The organism is Moorena sp. SIO4A1, from assembly GCF_010672065.1.
Lineage (GTDB): Bacteria > Cyanobacteriota > Cyanobacteriia > Cyanobacteriales > Coleofasciculaceae > Moorena.
In genome coordinates this window covers 58,263-78,296 of record NZ_JAAHHX010000031.1, presented here as the reverse complement: position 1 = coordinate 78,296, position 20,034 = coordinate 58,263, and the positions used below count along the sequence as shown (strand labels likewise).

At 43.5% G+C, this 20,034-nt stretch carries 18 protein-coding genes; 10 read left to right on the top strand and 8 right to left on the bottom strand.

The genetic code is table 11. The features are described from left to right. Positions 1-1,045 precede the first annotated feature (1,045 nt). A complete protein-coding gene (locus F6K53_RS20720; protein ID WP_293070956.1) occupies positions 1,046-4,027 on the top strand; it encodes a hypothetical protein in 2,982 nt (993 codons plus the stop codon). A 305-nt stretch (positions 4,028-4,332) separates the two neighbouring features. On the opposite strand, the gene F6K53_RS20715 is transcribed toward F6K53_RS20720, so the two are convergent. The 4 genes from F6K53_RS20715 to F6K53_RS20700 all read right to left on the bottom strand — a co-directional run bounded on the left by F6K53_RS20715 (position 4,333) and on the right by F6K53_RS20700 (position 8,160). Next, complete coding sequence (locus F6K53_RS20715; protein WP_293021066.1) at positions 4,333-4,902, bottom strand: DUF948 domain-containing protein; 570 nt, start codon at positions 4,900-4,902, stop codon at positions 4,333-4,335. A 147-nt stretch (positions 4,903-5,049) separates the two neighbouring features. Continuing rightward, a complete protein-coding gene (locus tag F6K53_RS20710; RefSeq protein ID WP_364303894.1) occupies positions 5,050-6,666 on the bottom strand; it encodes a transposase in 1,617 nt (538 codons plus the stop codon). A gap of 544 nt (positions 6,667-7,210) precedes the next feature. After that, positions 7,211-7,576: a YtxH domain-containing protein gene (locus F6K53_RS20705; RefSeq protein ID WP_075902592.1), complete on the bottom strand. Its 366-nt coding sequence runs from the start codon at positions 7,574-7,576 to the stop codon at positions 7,211-7,213. Between the two features lie 233 nt (positions 7,577-7,809). Further along, positions 7,810-8,160: a hypothetical protein gene (locus F6K53_RS20700; RefSeq protein WP_293070960.1), complete on the bottom strand. Its 351-nt coding sequence runs from the start codon at positions 8,158-8,160 to the stop codon at positions 7,810-7,812. 38 nt (positions 8,161-8,198) lie between these two features. On the opposite strand from F6K53_RS20700, the gene F6K53_RS20695 reads away from it, so the two are divergent. Next, complete coding sequence (locus tag F6K53_RS20695) at positions 8,199-8,645, top strand: YraN family protein (protein WP_293070962.1); 447 nt, start codon at positions 8,199-8,201, stop codon at positions 8,643-8,645. Between the two features lie 270 nt (positions 8,646-8,915). Here F6K53_RS20695 and F6K53_RS20690 read toward each other — a convergent pair whose 3' ends face one another. Next, positions 8,916-9,179 (bottom strand): hypothetical protein, encoded by a 264-nt coding sequence (locus F6K53_RS20690; protein ID WP_293070964.1) that lies wholly within the window; start codon positions 9,177-9,179, stop codon positions 8,916-8,918. A gap of 39 nt (positions 9,180-9,218) precedes the next feature. Here F6K53_RS20690 and F6K53_RS20685 point away from each other — a divergent pair, with 39 nt between their 5' ends. The 4 genes from F6K53_RS20685 (at position 9,219) to F6K53_RS20670 (ending at position 12,861) form a co-directional block, all read left to right on the top strand. Next, complete coding sequence (locus F6K53_RS20685) at positions 9,219-9,731, top strand: hypothetical protein (protein ID WP_293070966.1); 513 nt, start codon at positions 9,219-9,221, stop codon at positions 9,729-9,731. A 91-nt stretch (positions 9,732-9,822) separates the two neighbouring features. Then, complete coding sequence (locus F6K53_RS20680; RefSeq protein WP_293070968.1) at positions 9,823-10,872, top strand: Rieske 2Fe-2S domain-containing protein; 1,050 nt, start codon at positions 9,823-9,825, stop codon at positions 10,870-10,872. After that, positions 10,869-11,642, top strand: coding sequence for a hypothetical protein (locus F6K53_RS20675; RefSeq protein ID WP_293070970.1), 774 nt, complete (start codon positions 10,869-10,871; stop codon positions 11,640-11,642). The genes F6K53_RS20680 and F6K53_RS20675 overlap by 4 nt, the downstream gene beginning before the upstream one ends. Before the next feature lie 235 nt (positions 11,643-11,877). Next, positions 11,878-12,861 (top strand): DMT family transporter, encoded by a 984-nt coding sequence (locus tag F6K53_RS20670; protein WP_293052435.1) that lies wholly within the window; start codon positions 11,878-11,880, stop codon positions 12,859-12,861. Between the two features lie 34 nt (positions 12,862-12,895). Here the strand turns inward: F6K53_RS20670 and F6K53_RS20665 are convergent, their stop codons facing one another. After that, positions 12,896-13,030: a hypothetical protein gene (locus F6K53_RS20665; protein ID WP_293070973.1), complete on the bottom strand. Its 135-nt coding sequence runs from the start codon at positions 13,028-13,030 to the stop codon at positions 12,896-12,898. Between the two features lie 64 nt (positions 13,031-13,094). Between F6K53_RS20665 and F6K53_RS20660 the strand changes: the two genes are divergently transcribed. The 3 genes from F6K53_RS20660 (at position 13,095) to F6K53_RS20650 (ending at position 16,070) form a co-directional block, all read left to right on the top strand. After that, the gene (locus F6K53_RS20660; RefSeq protein WP_293070975.1) at positions 13,095-14,111 is read left to right on the top strand and encodes a hypothetical protein; all 1,017 of its coding nucleotides are present in this window, start codon (positions 13,095-13,097) and stop codon (positions 14,109-14,111) included. 92 nt (positions 14,112-14,203) lie between these two features. Next, complete coding sequence (locus tag F6K53_RS20655) at positions 14,204-14,770, top strand: GNAT family N-acetyltransferase (RefSeq protein WP_293070977.1); 567 nt, start codon at positions 14,204-14,206, stop codon at positions 14,768-14,770. Between the two features lie 544 nt (positions 14,771-15,314). Continuing rightward, positions 15,315-16,070, top strand: a complete 756-nt coding sequence (locus tag F6K53_RS20650; protein ID WP_293070979.1) for a cysteine dioxygenase — start codon at positions 15,315-15,317, stop codon at positions 16,068-16,070. A 90-nt stretch (positions 16,071-16,160) separates the two neighbouring features. Here the strand turns inward: F6K53_RS20650 and F6K53_RS20645 are convergent, their stop codons facing one another. Together F6K53_RS20645 and F6K53_RS20640 are read right to left on the bottom strand one after the other, a co-directional pair. Continuing rightward, on the bottom strand, positions 16,161-17,360 hold the full coding sequence (locus F6K53_RS20645; protein ID WP_293021046.1) for a homocysteine biosynthesis protein: 1,200 nt from the start codon (positions 17,358-17,360) through the stop codon (positions 16,161-16,163). A 141-nt stretch (positions 17,361-17,501) separates the two neighbouring features. Continuing rightward, positions 17,502-18,809 (bottom strand): AI-2E family transporter, encoded by a 1,308-nt coding sequence (locus tag F6K53_RS20640; protein ID WP_293070981.1) that lies wholly within the window; start codon positions 18,807-18,809, stop codon positions 17,502-17,504. A gap of 313 nt (positions 18,810-19,122) precedes the next feature. On the opposite strand from F6K53_RS20640, the gene F6K53_RS20635 reads away from it, so the two are divergent. Further along, positions 19,123-19,800, top strand: a complete 678-nt coding sequence (locus F6K53_RS20635) for a hypothetical protein (RefSeq protein ID WP_293070983.1) — start codon at positions 19,123-19,125, stop codon at positions 19,798-19,800. Positions 19,801-20,034 lie beyond the last annotated feature (234 nt).

Below are 20,034 nucleotides of genomic sequence, written 5' to 3'. Positions count from 1 at the left end.
GTAGTCGAAACCGCCATATCCATCTCGAAGTGCTCCTTCGGGTGGGGACGTAGCTTGAACCCTAGCTACATTGGGAGATTTCGGAATCTCCACTTCCTTGAGCGTCTTTCATCGGTCGCCCTTATCCTGACATGATATAACACACCCTACGCACCCTACGCAACTAAGCCCATGCTATGGTTGCCAGCTATCAGCCATTCATGATGCTGGCAACAGAACGAACCGAACAAAAGGGCATCATGGCGACATCACCTACAAAAAAAAGCTTAAGCTCAATGCTGTTCGCGCAGCGTGCGCGTAGCGCATATGCTTACCAATAAACGGTGACCTAGAAAAACTACTGATTTTAGCCTCTATCTATTTGTTAGAACTTTATACTAACTTCACATAACTAGGATTCGAGTTCGACGTAAACTGGACAATTTTGAGAGTTTATCCCTATCCCTAGGCTTTATTTATAGGGTTTATAAATGAGATGTAAACGTAGGATGTCTTTTTTTATTGGACACTAAAACTCTGGAGCTGTTGCCCTTATTGCGTTTTGCCTTTTGTATTTTGTATTTTAATAAGGTAGTATTTTCACAAATAAAATAAAAACGCTATCTGATATTAATGGTGCTTAATTGCTAATAAAACCCTTAAATAAACATTCATCGTTAATACTGAAAAAATACTTACTTAATTTATTTATATTTAATTTATTTAAATTTTTGATTTTTGTACGGATTTACGTTTTTTTGACTTTTGCATATAAACCGTAAAAAATACCCCCCCCCAAAAAAATATACACATATCAACCTTGAACGGAAACAGAGATATTTCATGATTAATTTAATATTAGGGATTTTAACTAGGTAAATTTTATGGTTTGTAACCCAATACCCTATGAAATTCAGTGCGTTTGACTAGTTATCGAATGGGGTTATAGCTACGATTCATGGCAACTGGCAATAAGCCATTAAACATCAACAATCAGGAAGTTCCCTGACGACCAAATCATTCCCGTAACTAGGCTTTGTCAAGCAGTAAGAATTAAATAAAAGCAATGTCTGACACATTTTCCTCAACTCATCCACTTCTGAGTGTTGCTCACTGGGACACTCAGACTATCAGCTACAGCTTCTATAACAATGCCAACGGTGGTTCTTATTACGGAGATGAAACGGGGGTTTCAGAGATATCAGAAGAAACCAAAGACAATATCAGAAGCATCTTCGAAACTCTGGAAAGATACCTTGATGTTGATTTCCATGAGGTACCAGATACGACAACAGACTATGGTCTATTGCGCTACATGGTATCTGATGGTCCGGGCTATTCCTATGCCTATTTGCCTGAGGGATTTAACTTCAATTTCGGCAATGGGTGGGATGTGGCCGGGGATGTGCATTTGAACCCAGCCTACGACACCACAGGTAAGAACGGAAACGGATTTGCTGACGACCCAGGGAATCATGGCTACATGACCCTGATTCACGAGACATTACATGCTCTGGGTTTCAAACATCCTAATAAATACGAGGACCATGATCACGGTCCATTTTTGCCCTTTAACGAGGACAATACCACCAACACAGTAATGTCGTATAACTTTGCTGGGAAATCAGCGATTACCCCAATGATTTACGACATTCAAGCATTACAGTTAATCTATGGAGCTAGGGAGTATAACCACGGGGATACTACTTACTCCTTTGACAGCGTTTATTACTACACAGATGGTAGTGAGGATTATGGTGCAACCAAACCGATTAAGCAAACCCTCTGGGATAGTGGTGGTGAAAATACTTTAGACTTTTCAAACCTGGCTTTTTTGAATACAGGTTACCACTTTGATATGAATGAGGGGGGTATTATAACCACCCAAAACGCTTACAATGGTAGCTCTTATAAAGCTAGGACCGATGACAGCGGAACAAAATACCTTACGTCTGAATCTGGAACTGCGATCGCATTCGATACAATTTTTCACAATCTGATCAACTCCAGCAGTAACGATTACATCATTGCCAATAGTGCAGCCAATATCTTTAGCGGTTATGAATTGGGAATTTCCACGGGTGATGATATTATTGAAGGTTGGAACTATCTAGATACTTTAGATCTTTCCGAATATGCTTCCTCTAGTGTAACCCAAACTCAAGAGGGTTATGACCTGATTCTTGATCTAGGCTGGGATAGTTCGATTACCCTCAAAGACTACTATGCAGTCTCTCAAAGCGATCGCCTTAACATTACCTTCGAGGAGGATAGTCAACCACCTGTATGGGAAGAGATTATTATTCCGGACACCATAACAAATATTAGCGACGTTCAGTATGTGGCAGAGGAGCCTCAACCTACCAACACTGCTCCGACGGATATCACCCTTGATGGCAGGAGTGTCAAAGAATTCAGTAAAAATGGCACTACCATTGCTAAGCTGACTACTAAGGATGTTGATTCCGGAGATAGCCATACTTATAAATTATTAGATGATGCTCAAGGTCGCTTTAAAATTGATGGCAATCGACTAAAAGTCAAAAATGGCCACCTCATAGACTTTGATGACAACTCTAGTCACTCGATCAAAATCCGCACCACCGACTCCGGAGGTAAAAGCTACGATAAAACTTTCACCATTGAGGTCCTTAACCAGAATTTTGCTCCGACGGATATCACCCTTGATGGCAGGAGTGTCAAAGAATTCAGTAAAAATGGCACTACCATTGCTAAGCTGACTACTAAGGATGTTGATTCCGGAGATAGCCATACTTATAAATTATTAGATGATGCTCAAGGTCGCTTTAAAATTGTTGACGATCAACTAAAAGTCAAAAATGGCACTCTCTTAGACTTTGATATCAACTCTAGTCACCCGATCAAAATCCGCACCACCGACCAGGGGGGTGAAAGCTACGAGAAAACTTTCACCATTGAAGTCCTTAACCAGAATTGGAAAAGCAAATCGATTAGGGGAGACCGTTACGATAATCGGCTTGAAGGCGGTCATGGTGATGATAGGCTTTGGGGTAATGGCAATAATGACACACTAATTGGTGGCTCGGGTCATGACACTCTTTCAGGAGGTTCTGAGGATGACACTCTTGTTGGAGGTTCCGGTAACGACTTTCTCAGAGGAACTTGGGGCAATGACAATCTCTATGGTGGGTATAATGATGACACTCTCGGAGGTGGTCAGGGAGATGACTACCTTTTTGGGGGTGTTGGCAATGATAGGATCATGGGAGATGTGGGTAACGATACCCTAGAAGGTAGTTCAGGTCAGGACACTCTAAGCGGAGGTTCGGGTGATGACCTCATCGAGGCTGGGACAGAGGATGATACTCTCAGAGGAGGTGAGGGAAATGACACCCTCAAAGGTGGCTCTGGCAATGACTACCTTAGAGGAGACCAGGGAAATGACAGCCTTGAGGGTGGCTCTGGTAACGACTATTTGATTGGAGCTTCGGGTAATGACAGTCTTGATGGCGGGAGTGACCATGATACCTTAAAAGGTAGCTCTGGGAATAACTATTTGATCGGAGGTTCGGGTGATGACCTCCTCGACGGTGGCCGGAACCATGATAGTCTTGAGGGTGGCTCTGGCAACGACTATTTGATCGGAGGTTTGGGTGATGACCTCCTCGACGGTGGGCAGCACCATGACTTCCTTAAGGGTGGCTCTGGTAACGACTCTTTGATTGGAGGTTCCGGTAATGACACCCTCAATGGAGTTGGAAATGGTTCCCGAGGTAATGGTGAAATTGATGTTCTTGTTGGTGGAGCTTGGTCAGATACTTTTATCCTAGGAGATGATCATCGCGCTTTCTACCAGGGTAAGGGCGACAATGATTATGCAGAGATTTATGACTTAGAATCTAAAGACATCATTCAGCTCTATGGTGTAGCGGATCAATATGATTTGGTTGACGCTGATAATGGGTTACCCGGTAGCACAGCTTTATATTTTAAGAATGATTTGATTGCAGTATTACACGATGTATCTGTGAGTGATGTCAGCAGTAGACTTGAATTTCTTTCCTAATCTGACCAGTTGTAAGATTGGCAAGATGACCGAAGTTAGGGAAGATGGGGAAGAATCTACCGAGAGTCGGACTGATTTTTCTGCATGTTTTAATTTAATAGGATTGCTATACTTTTATCTGCTTTTGTTTACCAGTTACCAATTACCGACTAACTATATTTCTCATCCATTAACCAAACATTAACAAAAACGGGATAATGCCACCCTTGAGTTTATAAACTCGTTTATAAACTCAAGGGTGGCATTACATTTATTATTTATTTATTCTGTATAGTCTTCAGGTTCGAGTCTTGGTATTCCCTTCGTTAAAAAGAATTATCATGGATGGAATTATCATGGATTCCGTCATTAGAGGTTTCACGAGTAGCCTTATTGACCTCTTTATGGTTAGAGTTATTTCTTCCTTGCCAATGCTGATTAACTTGTGATGAGCGTTCATCAGTCTCAAGAAGTTCTAGAGCTTTTCTGTGAGATGATGGTAGGGAATCCATTGACCTAGAAGATTGTGGTGAGGTACCCCTCCAAGTTTTCCAGGCAGCTTTGACACCCTTAACCACATTACGAGTATTCTCTTTGACTTTTTGGGCTTGGTTTTTAGCACTGCTGATACTGTGGTCAACCTGTTGAACCACGTGACCAGCACTTTTGACTCCTTGATTAAGATCATCGGTCAAGTCGCTGATTTCTAACCCTGTCAGCCTAATGGCTTCTAGGGTCGGTGGTAATTCCCGATTTAGGGTATCAGCTAATTTTTCCACACTATGAGCTGCCCGCGCTAACTCTTGTACAGCAGGCAATAATGTTACCAAAACAGCGGTTAAACTAACTGCTACGAGCAGAAAGGACAGCCCGAGCCAAAATAGAGGATCAATCACAAAAAATCCTAGGATGTTGGGAAGCCCCGTCTATGGGGGAGAGGGGTGATGACCGTTGATTTATTATACAGGTTAATCTATGCTATGATTCGGTAACTAGCAATGGAAAATCGGAGTTTACAACTTTTTTGTTCAAGCCGATACTTTTTAGCTACCAGAATCTACCAAAAGCAAATTCTGGCTCGCCAATGCAAGCTGATTGCTCAGCCAGGGTGTATCTACCAAAGCCCGCAGAAAAATTCCACGAGCACCATTGATGTCTCTATCCATCATCTGGCCATCGATTTTTGATTTGATGATTTTACTGCCACCAATATTGATTAATTCACCAGTCCAGCTGACGGTCTTGCTGGTATAAGCTTCGCAGACATCAACAACAACTTTCCCATTTTCGCTTGCTTTATGCTTAAGGAACTCTTTAAACCGATAATGAGCAAAAGAGAGCATATTACGAACCGTTTTAGATCTAAGTTTCCGATTCGGCTTTTTGGACATCTGAGACGTCTCAAATGTTGGAAGCAATATTACGTCAAAGTTGTCAACTAGGAATCTGGCAGCCTTGTGATGTAACTCGTTGATAAAGTTTTGGATTTTGATTATTATCCGCCTGGCAGCTTTTCTCATTCGATATTTTCCCTTGCCTTTAGCCTTACTGATTTTTGAGATCAGATTATCTAGATGTTGACAAAGTCTTTGAATCCTAGAAAAGTCGCCATGGCCAATTTTTCCAACGGAAGTCTCGCTAAAAAATGTCAAAAAAGTCCTAACACCAGGATCCAAAGCAACTACTCTACCTTGGCTTTCGGTCTTAAGGTGAGCTGTTTTGTAAGGGACTACTAGGTAATAATCCCCATTGGTGCTAGTTAATCGACAATCACAGATGTTCTCGGGGAGTGTTTCAGTAAAAGTTAATTCACCTAACTTTGTGTGGTAAATTCCTTGAGCCGAAACAGCCGACTTAGGGATGTAGCAAGATTGAACGGGATTCTTGCGAGACCTAAATCTAACCCGATTAAACTGCCCAGTCAAATTGTATTTTTTCTTGGCCTCCCTAACGGCGGTGCAAGCATCCTTAATCGCTATTGATTTGATTTGATAAGGTACTGCCTTGCACCAGTCGGGAAGGTCATTTAATATATCAGTCTTAATGGCAAACCAGTTAGCTTTTACTTCGCCATTTTCAAGTATTTTGACGGTTTTATTGAAAACATAACGGGAAACCCCAAACCACTGACGAATCATTGAGCGCTGTTCAGGGTTTAGGAACACTCGAATCTTCTTGGATTTTTTGGCCGTATTTTCGGAGTCCGTGGACACGGCTTGAGAAGACGTGAATAATGGAGATAATATCTGCGGTAAGTTCCGATTCCGGACAACTTTCAGGCTGGTCGAGAACCAAGATTTTTCCACCGTTGAGACTGACCAAGTATTCAAAGAGTTCAAACCCAAATCGGGTAAGTCGGTCTCTACAGGCAACAACAATCGTGAGCTGATCACAGCGCATAAGTCGTTCCAATATGGCTCTAAGACCTTTTCGCTTGTAGTTGAGTCAACAGCCGATATCTTTGATGATTTCCGCTTCCGGGAAGAGGGAGTGCATGTATGCGATTTGCCTGGCGATATCGTCAAATTGTTTGCTACTACTGACTCGGCAATAGCAGATAGTAACTGCTTGTCTTGCTTGTCGTCGTCCAAGGCTAAGCCAGCTTTCGGTGTCAAACAATCTGGTTCCACCTGGCGTTTTTTCACATTTGATCGTCCCATGGTCTGCGTACTTCCTTAAAGTGTTCCTCGAGAGTCCCGTAAGTTCGACCGCCTTAGGTCGGCTACAAGTGCCATGGCTCTAATCTACCAATTAGTTGTAGATTTTGTAATATTAGTTGACACTTTTGCTAACTGTCACACAACCCTCGCCTTCAGTAATTAAGCTTAAGTCAACTTAACTGACTAGCCAGCGTGAAGTCTTGATAAAACACCCTTGAGAAAACACCATTAAGCTCGCCCAAACTTTAATCAATTGTATGCTATCAGTTTTCGTGACATTTGACAACGTATTTGACAAGGTTTAGTGATATTATTGGCTAATACTTGCAGCATTATGATAAATTTTTCCATTTCCGATCTTCGCGAGTCGGCTAGCCCACACAAAAACAGGGCGTTGTCCTTGTAGGGAGATAATTTATGGATAAGGGGAAGAGGGGGAAGAAGCGGAAGAAGGGGAAGTAAGAAAAAACCCATGACATCTGGCCAATCGGCAACACCAAAACAAGAAGTAGACCTTCTTACCCCCCGTCCGGGATGCCTAAAGCTAATGTTGATTAGCGGACGAGTTGGACTCTGCGGCAACTTCCGACTCGGACTTTATTGGCTCTACGCTTTCAGCCACAGAAGCTTTTTCAGCCACAGAAGCTTCAAGACCTGCTGCGATCGCTACCTTTAGTCGAGCTAGGGTATCATCCCAGTTACGCAGTGTGGAATCGGAAAGGCGATCTGCCTGTAGTTGCACACTGCTAGAAAGATCTTCGGCTAATTCGGGTAAGGCATCCGCCGATTTTTTCAAGAGCTTGCGTGTATCGCGACCAGTACGGGGGGCAATTAGTAACCCTACGACTGTTCCTACGGCACTACCCAATAGCATGCCACCGATAAATGCTCCAGCACTTTTTTTTGACATCTTTTGATTTGTTTTCCTACAACAGTTTTAGATAAATGGGATGGATAAAACTTTAATAGTAAATGGTTTTGGTTTATTATCCTACAAGTAGCTTGATAATTGATCAGTAGTTAGTAGGCTAAGAGTGTAGGGTTTCTCACGACAGGTACGGTGAGACTGATCTAAGTTGCCCCTTGGGCTTGGTGAGGGCTATGCTGGGAATACTACAACCCGATACTAGTCATAACCCGATACTAGTGCGATCGCTCTCGAGGCACTAAGCTGTTCTTGCTAGTAGGTTTATAACTAAAGCGCCACCTAAATCCTCCAAATTTTTGAAGCATACCCAACAGTAGAAAAATTTGCTTGAGTGTGTGTAGCTGAACCTGTAATTGTTGATACTCCTCTCTCAAACCATGAATACCTACTTGTCCAAGAACAATTGCCTTGGGAGCACTATATAACTTTTTAGAGATACCGCGTTCAACCCTTTCCAACTGATTAGCGATAGATGAAAGCCACTGTCCCAATCGCCACACTTGGCAAGCAGCGTATAGACACAACAGGGAGAGCACAACATTGATAACGATTACAACTATCATCATCAAGATACCAGTGATACAATTGACTTTACAATCATAAGATGGCTAAGGTTGGGCAACTGGGAGAAAATTTAGTCGCTAGGTGGTTACAAAGCCAAGGCTGGGTTATCCTAAACCATAGCTGGCGCTGTCGATGGGGAGAGATTGACCTAATTGCCAAAGGAAACCCGGTGGCATTGGCTTTTGTCGAGGTTAAAACTCGCAGTCGAGGGAATTGGGATGCTGATGGTCGAAGAGCGATTACACCACAAAAGCAAGCTAAACTCCGGCGTACAGCTGAGTTATTTCTGTCAGAACATCCAGATTTAGCTAATTTACCCTGCCGATTTGATGTTGCTCTTGTCCGTTGCCAGAGCCTGAGCCAACCTTTACAGTCTACAACCACAGATCAAGAGATCGAATTTCCGATCGTTGAGCTAGCTCAACCGGTATTGGTGGCAGGGTATAAGCTGATTCTACAACACTACATGCAGTCAGCTTTTGATTAGCTACTCGGCTTGGGTGTTGGGTTTGGCTGCTAGCTCATCCTTTCTTAATCGTCAAGATTGCCTTTTGGCTTGCTTTTGCCTGATTTTTTCGGGACTTGCTTCAAGGCAATAGTGAGCGCCCTTTATCTCAACAAACCTTGAGAGGCTTCCCAGGTGGGAGTGTCACAAACATACGATTTTTTCAGGCAGACAGATTCTCCAGTATTACCTAATCTTAAATAAGAAACAGATACCCATTGTCATAGCTTGGTATAAACTGAATCATATCCATCACTCCTCAAGAGTAGAAAAATGGAAAGCCTCACCATTGCTATGGTCGAGTGGATCATAAAACTGTTCCGCGTTTACCTGGTCGCTGGTTTGATTTTTGCGGTTCCTTTCGTCATCTTTGGGGTGCAACGGGTTGATCCCAATGTCCATGGATGGGCGATCGGCTTTCGCATTATGATCATTCCCGGTGTGACTGCCTTCTGGCCGATGTTTGCCACTCGCCTGTTGAGAGGCAAAACTCTTCCGACTGAACGCAATGCTCACCGTATATCGGCCAAACGACTGACCTGAAAGGGAAATGCTATGATTCTCGCTCGCCGTAAAACTCACTTTTATTCCTTTGTGGTACTAGGAGTTGTCCTACCAGTGTGCTTCTTGGCAGGGATTTTACTGCGTCCTAGTTACGAACCAGTGGATGTAGCTACCAATAAATTATTTACACAGGCAGGGTTCGTGACACAAACCCAACCCAGAAAAGAAATTGGCTCAACTAAACTTGAGGATGGAACATTTCGGTTTCATGTTGAAACCTTTGTCAATTACCAAGGCAAACTGGTCATGGAATTGAAGTCTGATTCTTTGCTCCAAGTTCCTGACCCCTTGCTGTATTGGGAAGCTACTAAGGAAGCCCCCACAGAAATTAGCGATCGCTCTATACTGCTAGGCAATCTGGCAGGGTTATCTCGTAAACAATTTTTGCTTCCTGGCAGTGTGCGAGGTAAAGCGGGACATTTGCTGATCTACAGCCAGGGGCAACAGAAGCTTATTGCAGCTCTACCATTGCGAGCAAAACTGACTACAGTTTATCGTTATTAGTGCTTAGTAAATAAACGAAATTTTACTGATAGTTACTAATAACTAATGACTAATGACTAATAAGCAATAGCAATTAACATTTAGTACAACAATGAGTGTTGCCTATAAAGCTGTTCTGTGGAACCGCCAGAAGTTTATTTACGATGCTATCCTTCTGAGCCTAGTTGTCCTTTATATTGTACTTTTCATCAATGTTACCCAGTGGTTCGATAGCAACATCGACATCAGGGGAGTCAGGATTCGCGCCTTTGGCTCAGCTGCTTTCATCCTGCTCCACGTCATCTTATCCATTGGTCCGCTAACTCGCCTGAGCCCAAAATTCTATCCCCTGCTCTACAATCGGCGTCATATGGGGGTTACGATGTTCTTCTTGGCTCTCCAGCACACCCGCCTTGGCCTGCAATGGTACCACGACTTCGGCAATCTCGAACCTTTGGTTAGTCTGTTTCTGAGCAATACTAACTATTTTACCTTTATTCGCTTTCCCTTCCAGGTTTTGGGATTTGTTCCCCTGGTGATCTTGTTCCTAATGGCAGCCACTAGCCACGATTTCTGGCTGGCTAACCTAACGGCTCCGGTTTGGAAAGGTTTACATATGAGCGTTTATCTTGCCTACGGACTACTGACAGGTCATGTCCTGCTAGGAGCACTGCAAACTAACAAGCATCCAGTTCTGACCCTTGCTGTTGGTGTTGGACTAGTGTGGATTGTGGGAGTGCATTTGGCAGCAGGGATTCGGGAGTTCGGGCGGGACAATCAGGATCTTGTTACAGGAAACGAAGAATTTGTGGATGCGGGCAGCATCGCAGAAATCCCGGAAAATCGAGCTAAGATAGTCACTCTCGGAGGCGAGCGGGTGGCAATTTTTAAGTATGACGGTAAGATTTCTGCGGTTTCCAACGTCTGTCAGCATCAGAATGGCCCTCTAGGGGAGGGAAAAATTGTCGATGGCTGCATCACCTGTCCATGGCACGGCTACCAGTATCTACCAGAAAATGGTGCTTCCCCCCCACCCTTTACAGAAAAAATCCCTACGTTTGATATTAAGTTAGAAGGCGATCGCATTTTGGTGAAAACTATACCGAACCTTCCTGGTACCAGCGTTAGTCCTGCTGTAATTGCTATGGAGGAACAGAGGTGACTACCAACAGCGAAGGTCAAAACACCGATGAATTTTATATCGGTTATGGTAAGGTGCCGACCGGCATCAAACGGTTTTTGTTAATATTGATTCCGGTCTTAGCCCTGGTGATTCTGATTCTAGGGGCTGTCTTCCCCTTAATTCATTACCAGTTTAATTCTGGAAAGGTCAATAAGGCTCAAGAGTTTGAAGGGTTGCTGTTAGGACAACCTGTTCCTCACTTGCTGGTACCCCGTCCAGGGGATACCTCCTCTCAAGCCCCCTACTCTCGCTACTTGCTCACGGGTCCGGGAAAAACCTCACCCAAGTCCAGCGTATTGGATCAAGTGGGAAAGTGGGTCAAGCTAACCGGTAGTCCAGTTTATCGCAACAACCTTACGGTGATAGCAGCTCGCTCTGCAGAGGCAATTGACCCTCCTTCGGCAGCAGTGAAACCGGATGCGGGTAAATCTTTGGGTGAGTTCTCCCTCTTAGGAGAGATTTTAGACAGTAAATGCTACCCAGGGGTGATGAAACCAGGACAAACTAAAACCCATCGCTCCTGTGCCATTCGCTGCATCAGTGGTGGTGTTCCTCCGGTGTTCTTAGTACACAATCAGCAGGGGGATAATCTTTATCTGCTCCTAGTAGATCGGCAAAACCAGGCGATTAACTCCCGGATTTTGGATAAGGTAGCTGACCCTATCCGCATCACTGGGGAAGTAGTTCAATATGGGGATATGTTTGTTCTCAAGGCTGACCCAGAAAGTTATGAGCTGGTGACTCAGTAAACCTGGGGATGATGGGCAATCGATGGGTAACGGAATTACTCACACTCCTCCGATTCCCCACGCTTGTAGAGAATTTGACAAATGATCTGATATATGTATTAACAGAAAAGGATAGATTTAGGTATTCCTATCCCCCCCTTTTAGGTGTTACCTAGTCATTGATTTACCCATTGCTCTGATTACTGGACTAATGCTTCTCTAGGAAAGGATACACCACTCTTCCTCAATAACGGAAATGATTGCCAATAGTATCAATAACCTTAATCCCAAATTGCTGCTAGTTGTCTCCCGGGCCCTGGCAGCATTGCGACCCTCGGTGATTGCTTTCCTAATTGCCAACGCTAGTATGCTCAGTGGCGGGAAGGAAACACCAATATCGTTTTGTAACGTTCTGTTTGTTGGCAATCTCTGTGCGTCTTTGGCAGTGGTGGCTTTTTTTGGAGCGATTCCTATTCTAAATGAACTCAGAAAGTTGAATGTAAAGCTGCTTCTGGGACTGTTTATTAATGGTTGTTTAGCAGCCTTACTGTCTGCACTGATTTTCCTGGGACTACAACACACTACTGTCACCAATGCGGTCTTATTGGGGCGATTTGGTCCGGTGCTCTATGCTCTGGCAGGAGCAATTTTCTTTGGCAAGCGTATTCTGAAATGGGAATGGATTGGCTTTTCTCTGATTGGCGTCGGTATTGTTGCTATTGTTTTCACAAGCAGTAATTATCAAATCAATCAGGGAGACCTTTTAATCCTGGCATCAACGTTTTTGTATGCAGTTACTTCGATTATCGGCAAGTTGACCCTTTCTAAACACAACAGTTTGTCGGTAATTGTCTTCAGCCGTAACTTTATATCAGCTGTAATATTTTTCTCGATCGCTAGTTATTTATTTGGCCCGTCTCATTTTGGAGATGTCTTTTCAGGTCAGCTTTGGATGGTGATGAGTATCTATGCGCTAATTATCATCGTGATTACCCAATTTCTCTGGTACGCTGCCCTGGAAAAGTTAGACTCGAAGACGGTAGGTAAGTGGACTGTATTATCCCCCGTATTTGGGATAGTTTATGCGCTAATTCTCAATGGAGAACGCCCTTCACTGATGCAAGTAATAGCATTTATTGTGATCATGATTGGAGTCTCGATCACTAACTTTAGTAAACAACAGCCCCAACCAACACAGGAAATTGCAGCTAGAGGAGAAAGTTCTGCATCTTCTATGTAAGTAGATAGCAGTTATCAATTCAGTGAGGTAGTTACTAGGAGTGGGTAGGGAGTAGGGAGTAGGGAGTAGGGAGTAGGGAGTAGGGAGTAGGGAGTAGGGAGTGGGACAAAAATCGGTGTACCTCATCAGTATGATAATTGCCATCAAAGGAGTAGAAAAGAGTTAGCAATCGGTATAGTTTAATCAGCTTGTAATTTAATGAAAGTAAGAAGTAATATAAGAAGTAATGTAAGATGAAATTACTTTCCATTTGCAATCCTTCTCGATACTCTAGTCCGTTACTGGACATACCCATCTTTTACCAACGGCTAGCCCTCGACGAACGATTTGAATTCTTCCACATCCCTACTGAGGGCGTCTTCACCCAAGGAGCAAATACTAAATTGATTCAGGTAGCTCCGGTGAAGGGAATACTACCTTACACTACCTTTCTCGAATTAGATTCACAAGTCCGGGATTGGCGATCGCTAGAGGAGTTTGACTTGGTATTTTGTCGCACCTTAAAGCCTTTTCCTGAAGGATATCTAGATAGACTACGATTGTGGGAGCCTTTTGTAAAATTTGTCAATAGTCCTACGGGAATTCATGAGCAAATTCAGCAAGAATTCCTCCTCAAGGTAGCGAGTAAATTTACCCCAGACATGGTAGTAACCGATAGCTGGATGGAAGCATTGACTTTTTTTGAAAAGCACCAAGTTATTGTGGCTAAGCGATATAATAGTTGTGGTGGTCGAGGAGTTTTTAAAATTTGGTATGACAAGGGTCATTTCCTAGTGGATAATCCCTTTGCAGGTACCAGGGAGTTTACTCACTTTTCTGAGGTGATGAATTATCTGAAAGGTTCCACAGGCAAACCACTACAATTTGTGCAATACTTGCAGCGAGTTGATGCGGGAGACAAGCGGATTGTTGTGGTAGATGGTGAAATTTACGGTGCCTATATCCGCCGCTCGAAAAGTGGTCATTGGGTGCATAATGTCAGCGTAGATGGAGAATGTTTTTTATCAGATATCAGCTCTGAAGAAAAAGAAGCAATTGACGCCACCTTTGAACACTATCGCTGTCGGGGTATACATACCTTGGGATATGACTTTTTGATGAATGATGAGGGTAACTGGTGCATTAGCGAAATCAATGGAGGAAATATTGGTGGCTTTGCTAGATTAGAACTGTTAACTAACCAATCGATAATGGAGCGATTGTTCACCTGGATGATTGAGTTTTCTCGAAAGCCGAGAAAAAAGCTATAGTTGTGTTTGGTTGAAGATTAGGAGTGTTTAGTTCTCTAAATTATAATTGAGAGCGAGTAAATAATTAGGGCAAAAAAAATAAGTGCAGAAAAATGTCAACTAAACAAGAGAATTTCTGTGCAGATTTATCAGAGCATCCCAACATTCTGGTAAGGCAATATAAAGATACTGATTTCCAAGCAATTGCATCTATCTATAACGAGTCTATCGCTGCAGGCAACAGTACGATGGATTGCCAATTTTATACCGCTGAGGACATGAAAGTACTCGCGAATAAGTTTGGCGATCGCGAAACCATACTGGTTGCAGAACGAGAAAGCTGTGTGATTGGGTGGGGTGTAATCAAGCGCTATAGCCCTCGCTTAGGCTACCGTGTTTGCTGCGAGATTTCGATTTATTTTTCTTTAGCGGAAACTGGTAAGGGTTACGGCAGTATTTTACAAACAGCATTGCTCAAGAAAGTTGAGGAGTTTTGCTATCACCATGTCGTTGCTAAAATTCTTGCCTGCAATCAAGGGAGTATTGATTTTCACAAGCGATTTGGATTTGAGGTTGTAGGTGTTCAAAAAGAAATTGGGTTTTTCAAGGGACGCTGGCACGACATGGTTATTATGCAGCTTGTTTTGTCCCATATCCTACCTTACCGTCCTGAATTATAACACTCTGTGTTTTATTTTTGAACATGGGAGGAGCTTGCAACCGATAGTTCGAGCGGATTTAACGGATGGGAAGATGGGAAGATGTGGGGAGATGGGAAGATGGGAAGGAGGTCGAAGAGGTGCAGGGATTTCTTTCTCGTTTCAATCGGGCTTACTATAGCTTGAAGAAATCTTTGATGATATGAGGAATAATCATCATGTGTACTAAATAAAAATAAGCTGAGATATTTCTCAATCTTTTTCAGAGGATAGTGAGGAATTTATCAGCTTTCTCTCAGCCTAGAGCTTTAAGGTTTATACAGTAAAGTCAACCAGTGAGGAATTATTAGTTAGGTAAATCTAGGCATGAGGGATTAAGTATTAGGGATTAGGCTTTGAATAGTAAACTCTAACACCATTACCCTAACACCATTTCTTCACCTAGTAATACTATCAAGTTCGGTTAATCCATTCTAGGATGGTTAATCCGATTTTGTGAATTTTAAATTTTTAAGTCTCCATTTTCATAGGAATCAAGTTTTTTTAAAAATTAGAGGATGGAAAAATGATTCAGATTATTCAGGCAAACTCGACTTCTGTATCCGACCAAAGTCTTCCCGAGAGTATCCAGCGCTTAATTAGTAATATCGAAAGTCAGTCGGTATTGGTACCGAAAATTGCTCGTCAGTGCATTTTGGATGCACGCATCTCACCGGAAGACTTGATTAGATGGGCTGACTTTGATCATCCCATCACCGAAAGCTACGGTCGAAAGCTACTGTACGAGTGCGATTCCTTTGAAATTATGGTGATGTCTTGGGCTCCAGGAGACTACAGCACGATTCATGACCACGGCGTAGCCCAATGGGGAGCAGTACAGTGCTTTGGCGAGGCGGAACACTACGTGTATACCTTAACAGATGGAGTGCTACAAACCCTGAAGCGGTTGGACTTTAGGTCAGAAGAGGTAAAGGCGGTAGCTGACGATATGATTCACCAGATGGGCAACCCCGGAGAATCCTGCTTTTTGAGCCTTCATGTATACGGGTGCCAAAACCCCAAGGGCTCCATCACTAGCAACGCACGAATATTTGACCTGCTTGAAGGCAGTATTCAACGAACTGATGGAGGGGTATTCTTCTGCTTGCCAGAGACACAAATTAAAGAGCGCCACTACGGCTTACAAGCAGACGCTGACACCATGCTCAGGCACCACGAAAAAATGCGCGATCGCATTTGTCGAATCCTTGCAGTACAGGACAATCCTCTACTGCGCTCAAAATTAGCTGTGTTAGACGAGCAAATGTCACAGCTCAAGTAAGCTAAAGATAATTGGTAATTGCTAATTGATAATTGCTAATTATTACTTTTCAATTTTCAGTTTTTAATTTTAAAATGACCAATGACTAAATCAATCCAAACTAATTTGAGAACCCCATAGGTCTTGAGGTAGAAATGAGCGGTCCATTGGAATTGGTGCTACTGGTTCAGTTAGGGTAAATTTGCCACTCTCAATCCATTGCTTTAGTTCTATAGCAACTTGGCGGGAGAGGAAAATACTAGCAAGAGGAGCTACACGTACTAATTTACCATCAATAGTGATCCGACCAGACTTCAGCTGAGCGTAGCTGACTAACCCAAAGGTTGGACGCACCCGTCTAGGAATGGCAAAATCTACCACTGGTGCAACAATGTCTTGATCTTGTACAGCACAACGTTGCACTACTTCTTCATTCAGTACTGGCATTGGTACGCCCACACCTAGCATCAGAGAGGGGCCATAATTTTTAAAGTAACAACCCCGTACCCATTTGGGATTCATTTGCTTGGCATCTCCAATTAAAGCTAGAGTTGCTGCTGGTCCTATGGGTGTTTGATTGGGAAGGCGTTTTTGCAGTGGGAAGTGTTGGGTCCCTTCCCAAGCAATATAGCCAATCCCTCCACCCATAAAAATCCGCGTGCCAATACCCACTAGCTTCAGTTCCGGATCATTGATTAGGGGTGAGATTGCTCCTGGGTTAGAGTAAACTGCATTGGAGAGTTTGGGCTGCAACAAACCCAGATAAGTATACAAGGGGCGATCGCCTCCATTCACCCCTACAATGAAGTTTTGATACAGATTGCGGGGATTGAATAAATAAAACTGATTAATCCTATCCTTAGTGATCGTGGTCTCAAAGGAGCCTCTAGGATAACAATCTGTCACCTGTCCGAGGGCTTGCAGGTGGACGGGTTTCCCAGCAATCAGGTCTTCAATGACATCACCACCACCCCTTTGCCTCTGTTCGTCCATATCTGGAATCTCACGGTTATCTGGGTAGTCAACAACTTGAGTTGCTCCCAAAAACAAATCCACTGCTCCGAAGCCAGTGTAAGCTGGAACTCCATCTAACCAACATTTCCGTATTTTCACGGGTGGGTCAGTATGTCCCAAATTCATGATTGCTCCGGAAGACTCCATCTGCTCAAAGGTACCGGTAGTAATGATGTCTACTTCTTTCGCTGCCTGAGTGACACCGATGTCTGCCACCCGTGCTTTTAATTCTTCGACTGTCCACACTACGGCACAGTTACCCTCGATTTTGTCATTAATTTGAGCAATGGTTCGCATAGGGATTGGGAATGGGGAGAAAGGTTTTCCAAAATATCACTTGCCAGTGGTATCCTAGCTCACCTCCGTCAGGGGAGCGTGATCATAGGCAGTTGTGAAAATCCATAGCTTGGATTGTAACGGCTCAAGGCTTATGAAGGCTTACTCTTCCTCCTTCTCGATTTGATATGATTTGTCGGATTTGGGGTGATTGTCCGATTCAGTGCTATCCTGGGAATCCTTTGATGTAGTTGGGCTGGCTAAATCAGGATTTGGTGATGCGATCGCCTTTGGCGCGGCTGAGGCCTTTGGCCACGCTTCGCGAACGCCGATCGCAACGGTTTCTGTAGAGGTCTGGGTATCTCTGATTGATATCGGACTAGTTTTCCATTGATCGAGGATATCTTTAATTAAAACTTCTTTTAGCCAAACCTGAGCAACTACGGTTAATGGTAAAGCTAACAGTAAACCTAAAAAACCAAAGAATGTCGCGAAAAATACCTGAGCCAAAAGGGTTACTGCTGGTAGCAGGGATACCTGTTGCTTCATGACCAGGGGAGTTAGCAAATTACTTTCCACCTGCTGAATAATGATGTAGAGAATTAAAACAGCGATCGCTTTCCAGGGTGCATCTAGTAGAGCGATCGCAATTGGTGGGACTACACTCAATCCAGGGCCAATATTGGGGATAAATGTCAAGATACCTGCCAAAGCCGCCTGTGCCAGTGCCAGTTCCACTTGTAGGATGACCAAACCCACAAAACTTAAGCCAGAAATGGCAGCAATGTTAACGAGAATGCCTACTAACCACCCCCGTAAAGAGTGATCACATAGAGTCAAAATTTGATCAACTCGACGGCGATAGAAAGATGGGAAAAGTCGGATAAAGCTTTGACGATAAGCCTTGGGGTCAGCCAGTAGCATTATAGTCAAAACTAATACCAGCAAAACTTGGGCTACGACAGCCAAAGAGTTAAAGGCAATGGAGAATCCACCACCCAATAACTGATTAAGTAACGGTTGTAGCTGTTGAATTAGCTGATCTAAATCTAATTGGATCTCGGGGAAAGTAATCAGATCTGGGGGAAGACGCGCTGACAACACATCCAACCACTGACCTAATTTTTCTATACCCCTAGGAACCTGATCAATCAGCTCTAGCACTTGGTCGGCAAACGGTGGAACAATTAGCCAGTAAAACCCTACCGTTAGAGCAACCATCAGAAGAATTGACAGCAGCACAGCAAAAAGCCGTTTGATGCCAACCCGGCGGAATTTTTCCACCAAGATATTTAAGGCATTGGCAAGTACCACAGCAGTAAATATCAGCAGCAGTACTTTACGGATTTGCCACAGGATGTATAACGAAAGGATAAAGGCAAGTAGACCAATCCATGTGCCTAGACTCATGGTGAAACCTCCCAGTGGCTCTAGCAGTCCCAGACCTAATTCTAGTTCTATGGGGCTCAAAAACCTGATCTTACCTCAATCCTACAGATTTTAGGTTTTAAATTAGCTTCTAAAACAGACATGATGCGATTAGCCCGAAGGGCTACGCTACGCGAACGCTCCGGGAGCAGAAGATGGTGGTGATGGGGTGATGGGGTGACAAGCAGCTTTAAAGGTCGGGTGGGTGTAGGTGGGGTATCCTGGTCAGAATTTTGATCAATTAGCGTACGCTTGCTTTGATGATCACATAATTCATGATCACCTTGGGAAACATAACTATGCTCTTTTTAGTCTAATTAATCGCTTCTACTCATCCTCAAGGAAGATATATTTAATGTTTATTTCCCATCGTTGGCAGTCCAGAATCGCTCTACTCACCGCATTGGGGATCACTTCAACTGTGGCGTTACCAATGTTGATAGCGACTCAAGCTAATGCCCAGTCTAGATTCTACATCGAGCCACAGTTGGCTCAATTTACCCAAGTCATCATTCCTGCTGGGACTTTAATACCAGTTGAATCCGACGACGCCAAGAGAGTTATTGTCACTCGTAATGAAACTCTACCGATAACGGTGATCGTAGCTAGAGATGTAGTCTCCTTTTCAGGAACCCTCCTAATTCCAGCAGGTAGTGAGATTGAAGGTGAAGTGCGTCCAGTTCAAGGAGGTTCTCAGTTTGTCGCCGAAAAGTTGATTCTCAGGGATAGTGATCAATCCTTATCCCTTGATGCCACCTCCGAGGTTGTCACCAAAACTGAAACCATTACCAAAAACACTGATCCCGATTTGCTCAAAGGTGCTGCTATTGGTGCAGCTGCCGGGGCTGTACTCTCTGAAATCTTTGGTAAGCTTGAATTTTGGGAAGTTTTAGCTGGTGCTGGACTCGGTTTGGTTACAGAACTTCTTCTTGCAGGAGGTCAGGAAGACGTAGAAGTAGTTGTCATCGACCCTGACACAGATTTAGATGTAACCTTGAAGTCTGATTTAGTCCTTAACCTTGACAATCGCTAATCTGAAGCATGAAGGATGAACCCTTCATGCTTCACCCTTCATCCTTGACTTGATAATTAATAATTCATCCTACCTGACGGTAAAGCTATCAGGGGAACATCCTTCTTGATAATTCATCCTTAACCAAAAATTACTGTCACCTTAATATTTATCTCTTATTATCTATTACTATTAACTAGTTAGTGACCAGGTCGTCAGGATAGCTAAGCTGATGGGTCTTGATCGCCGCCTTTT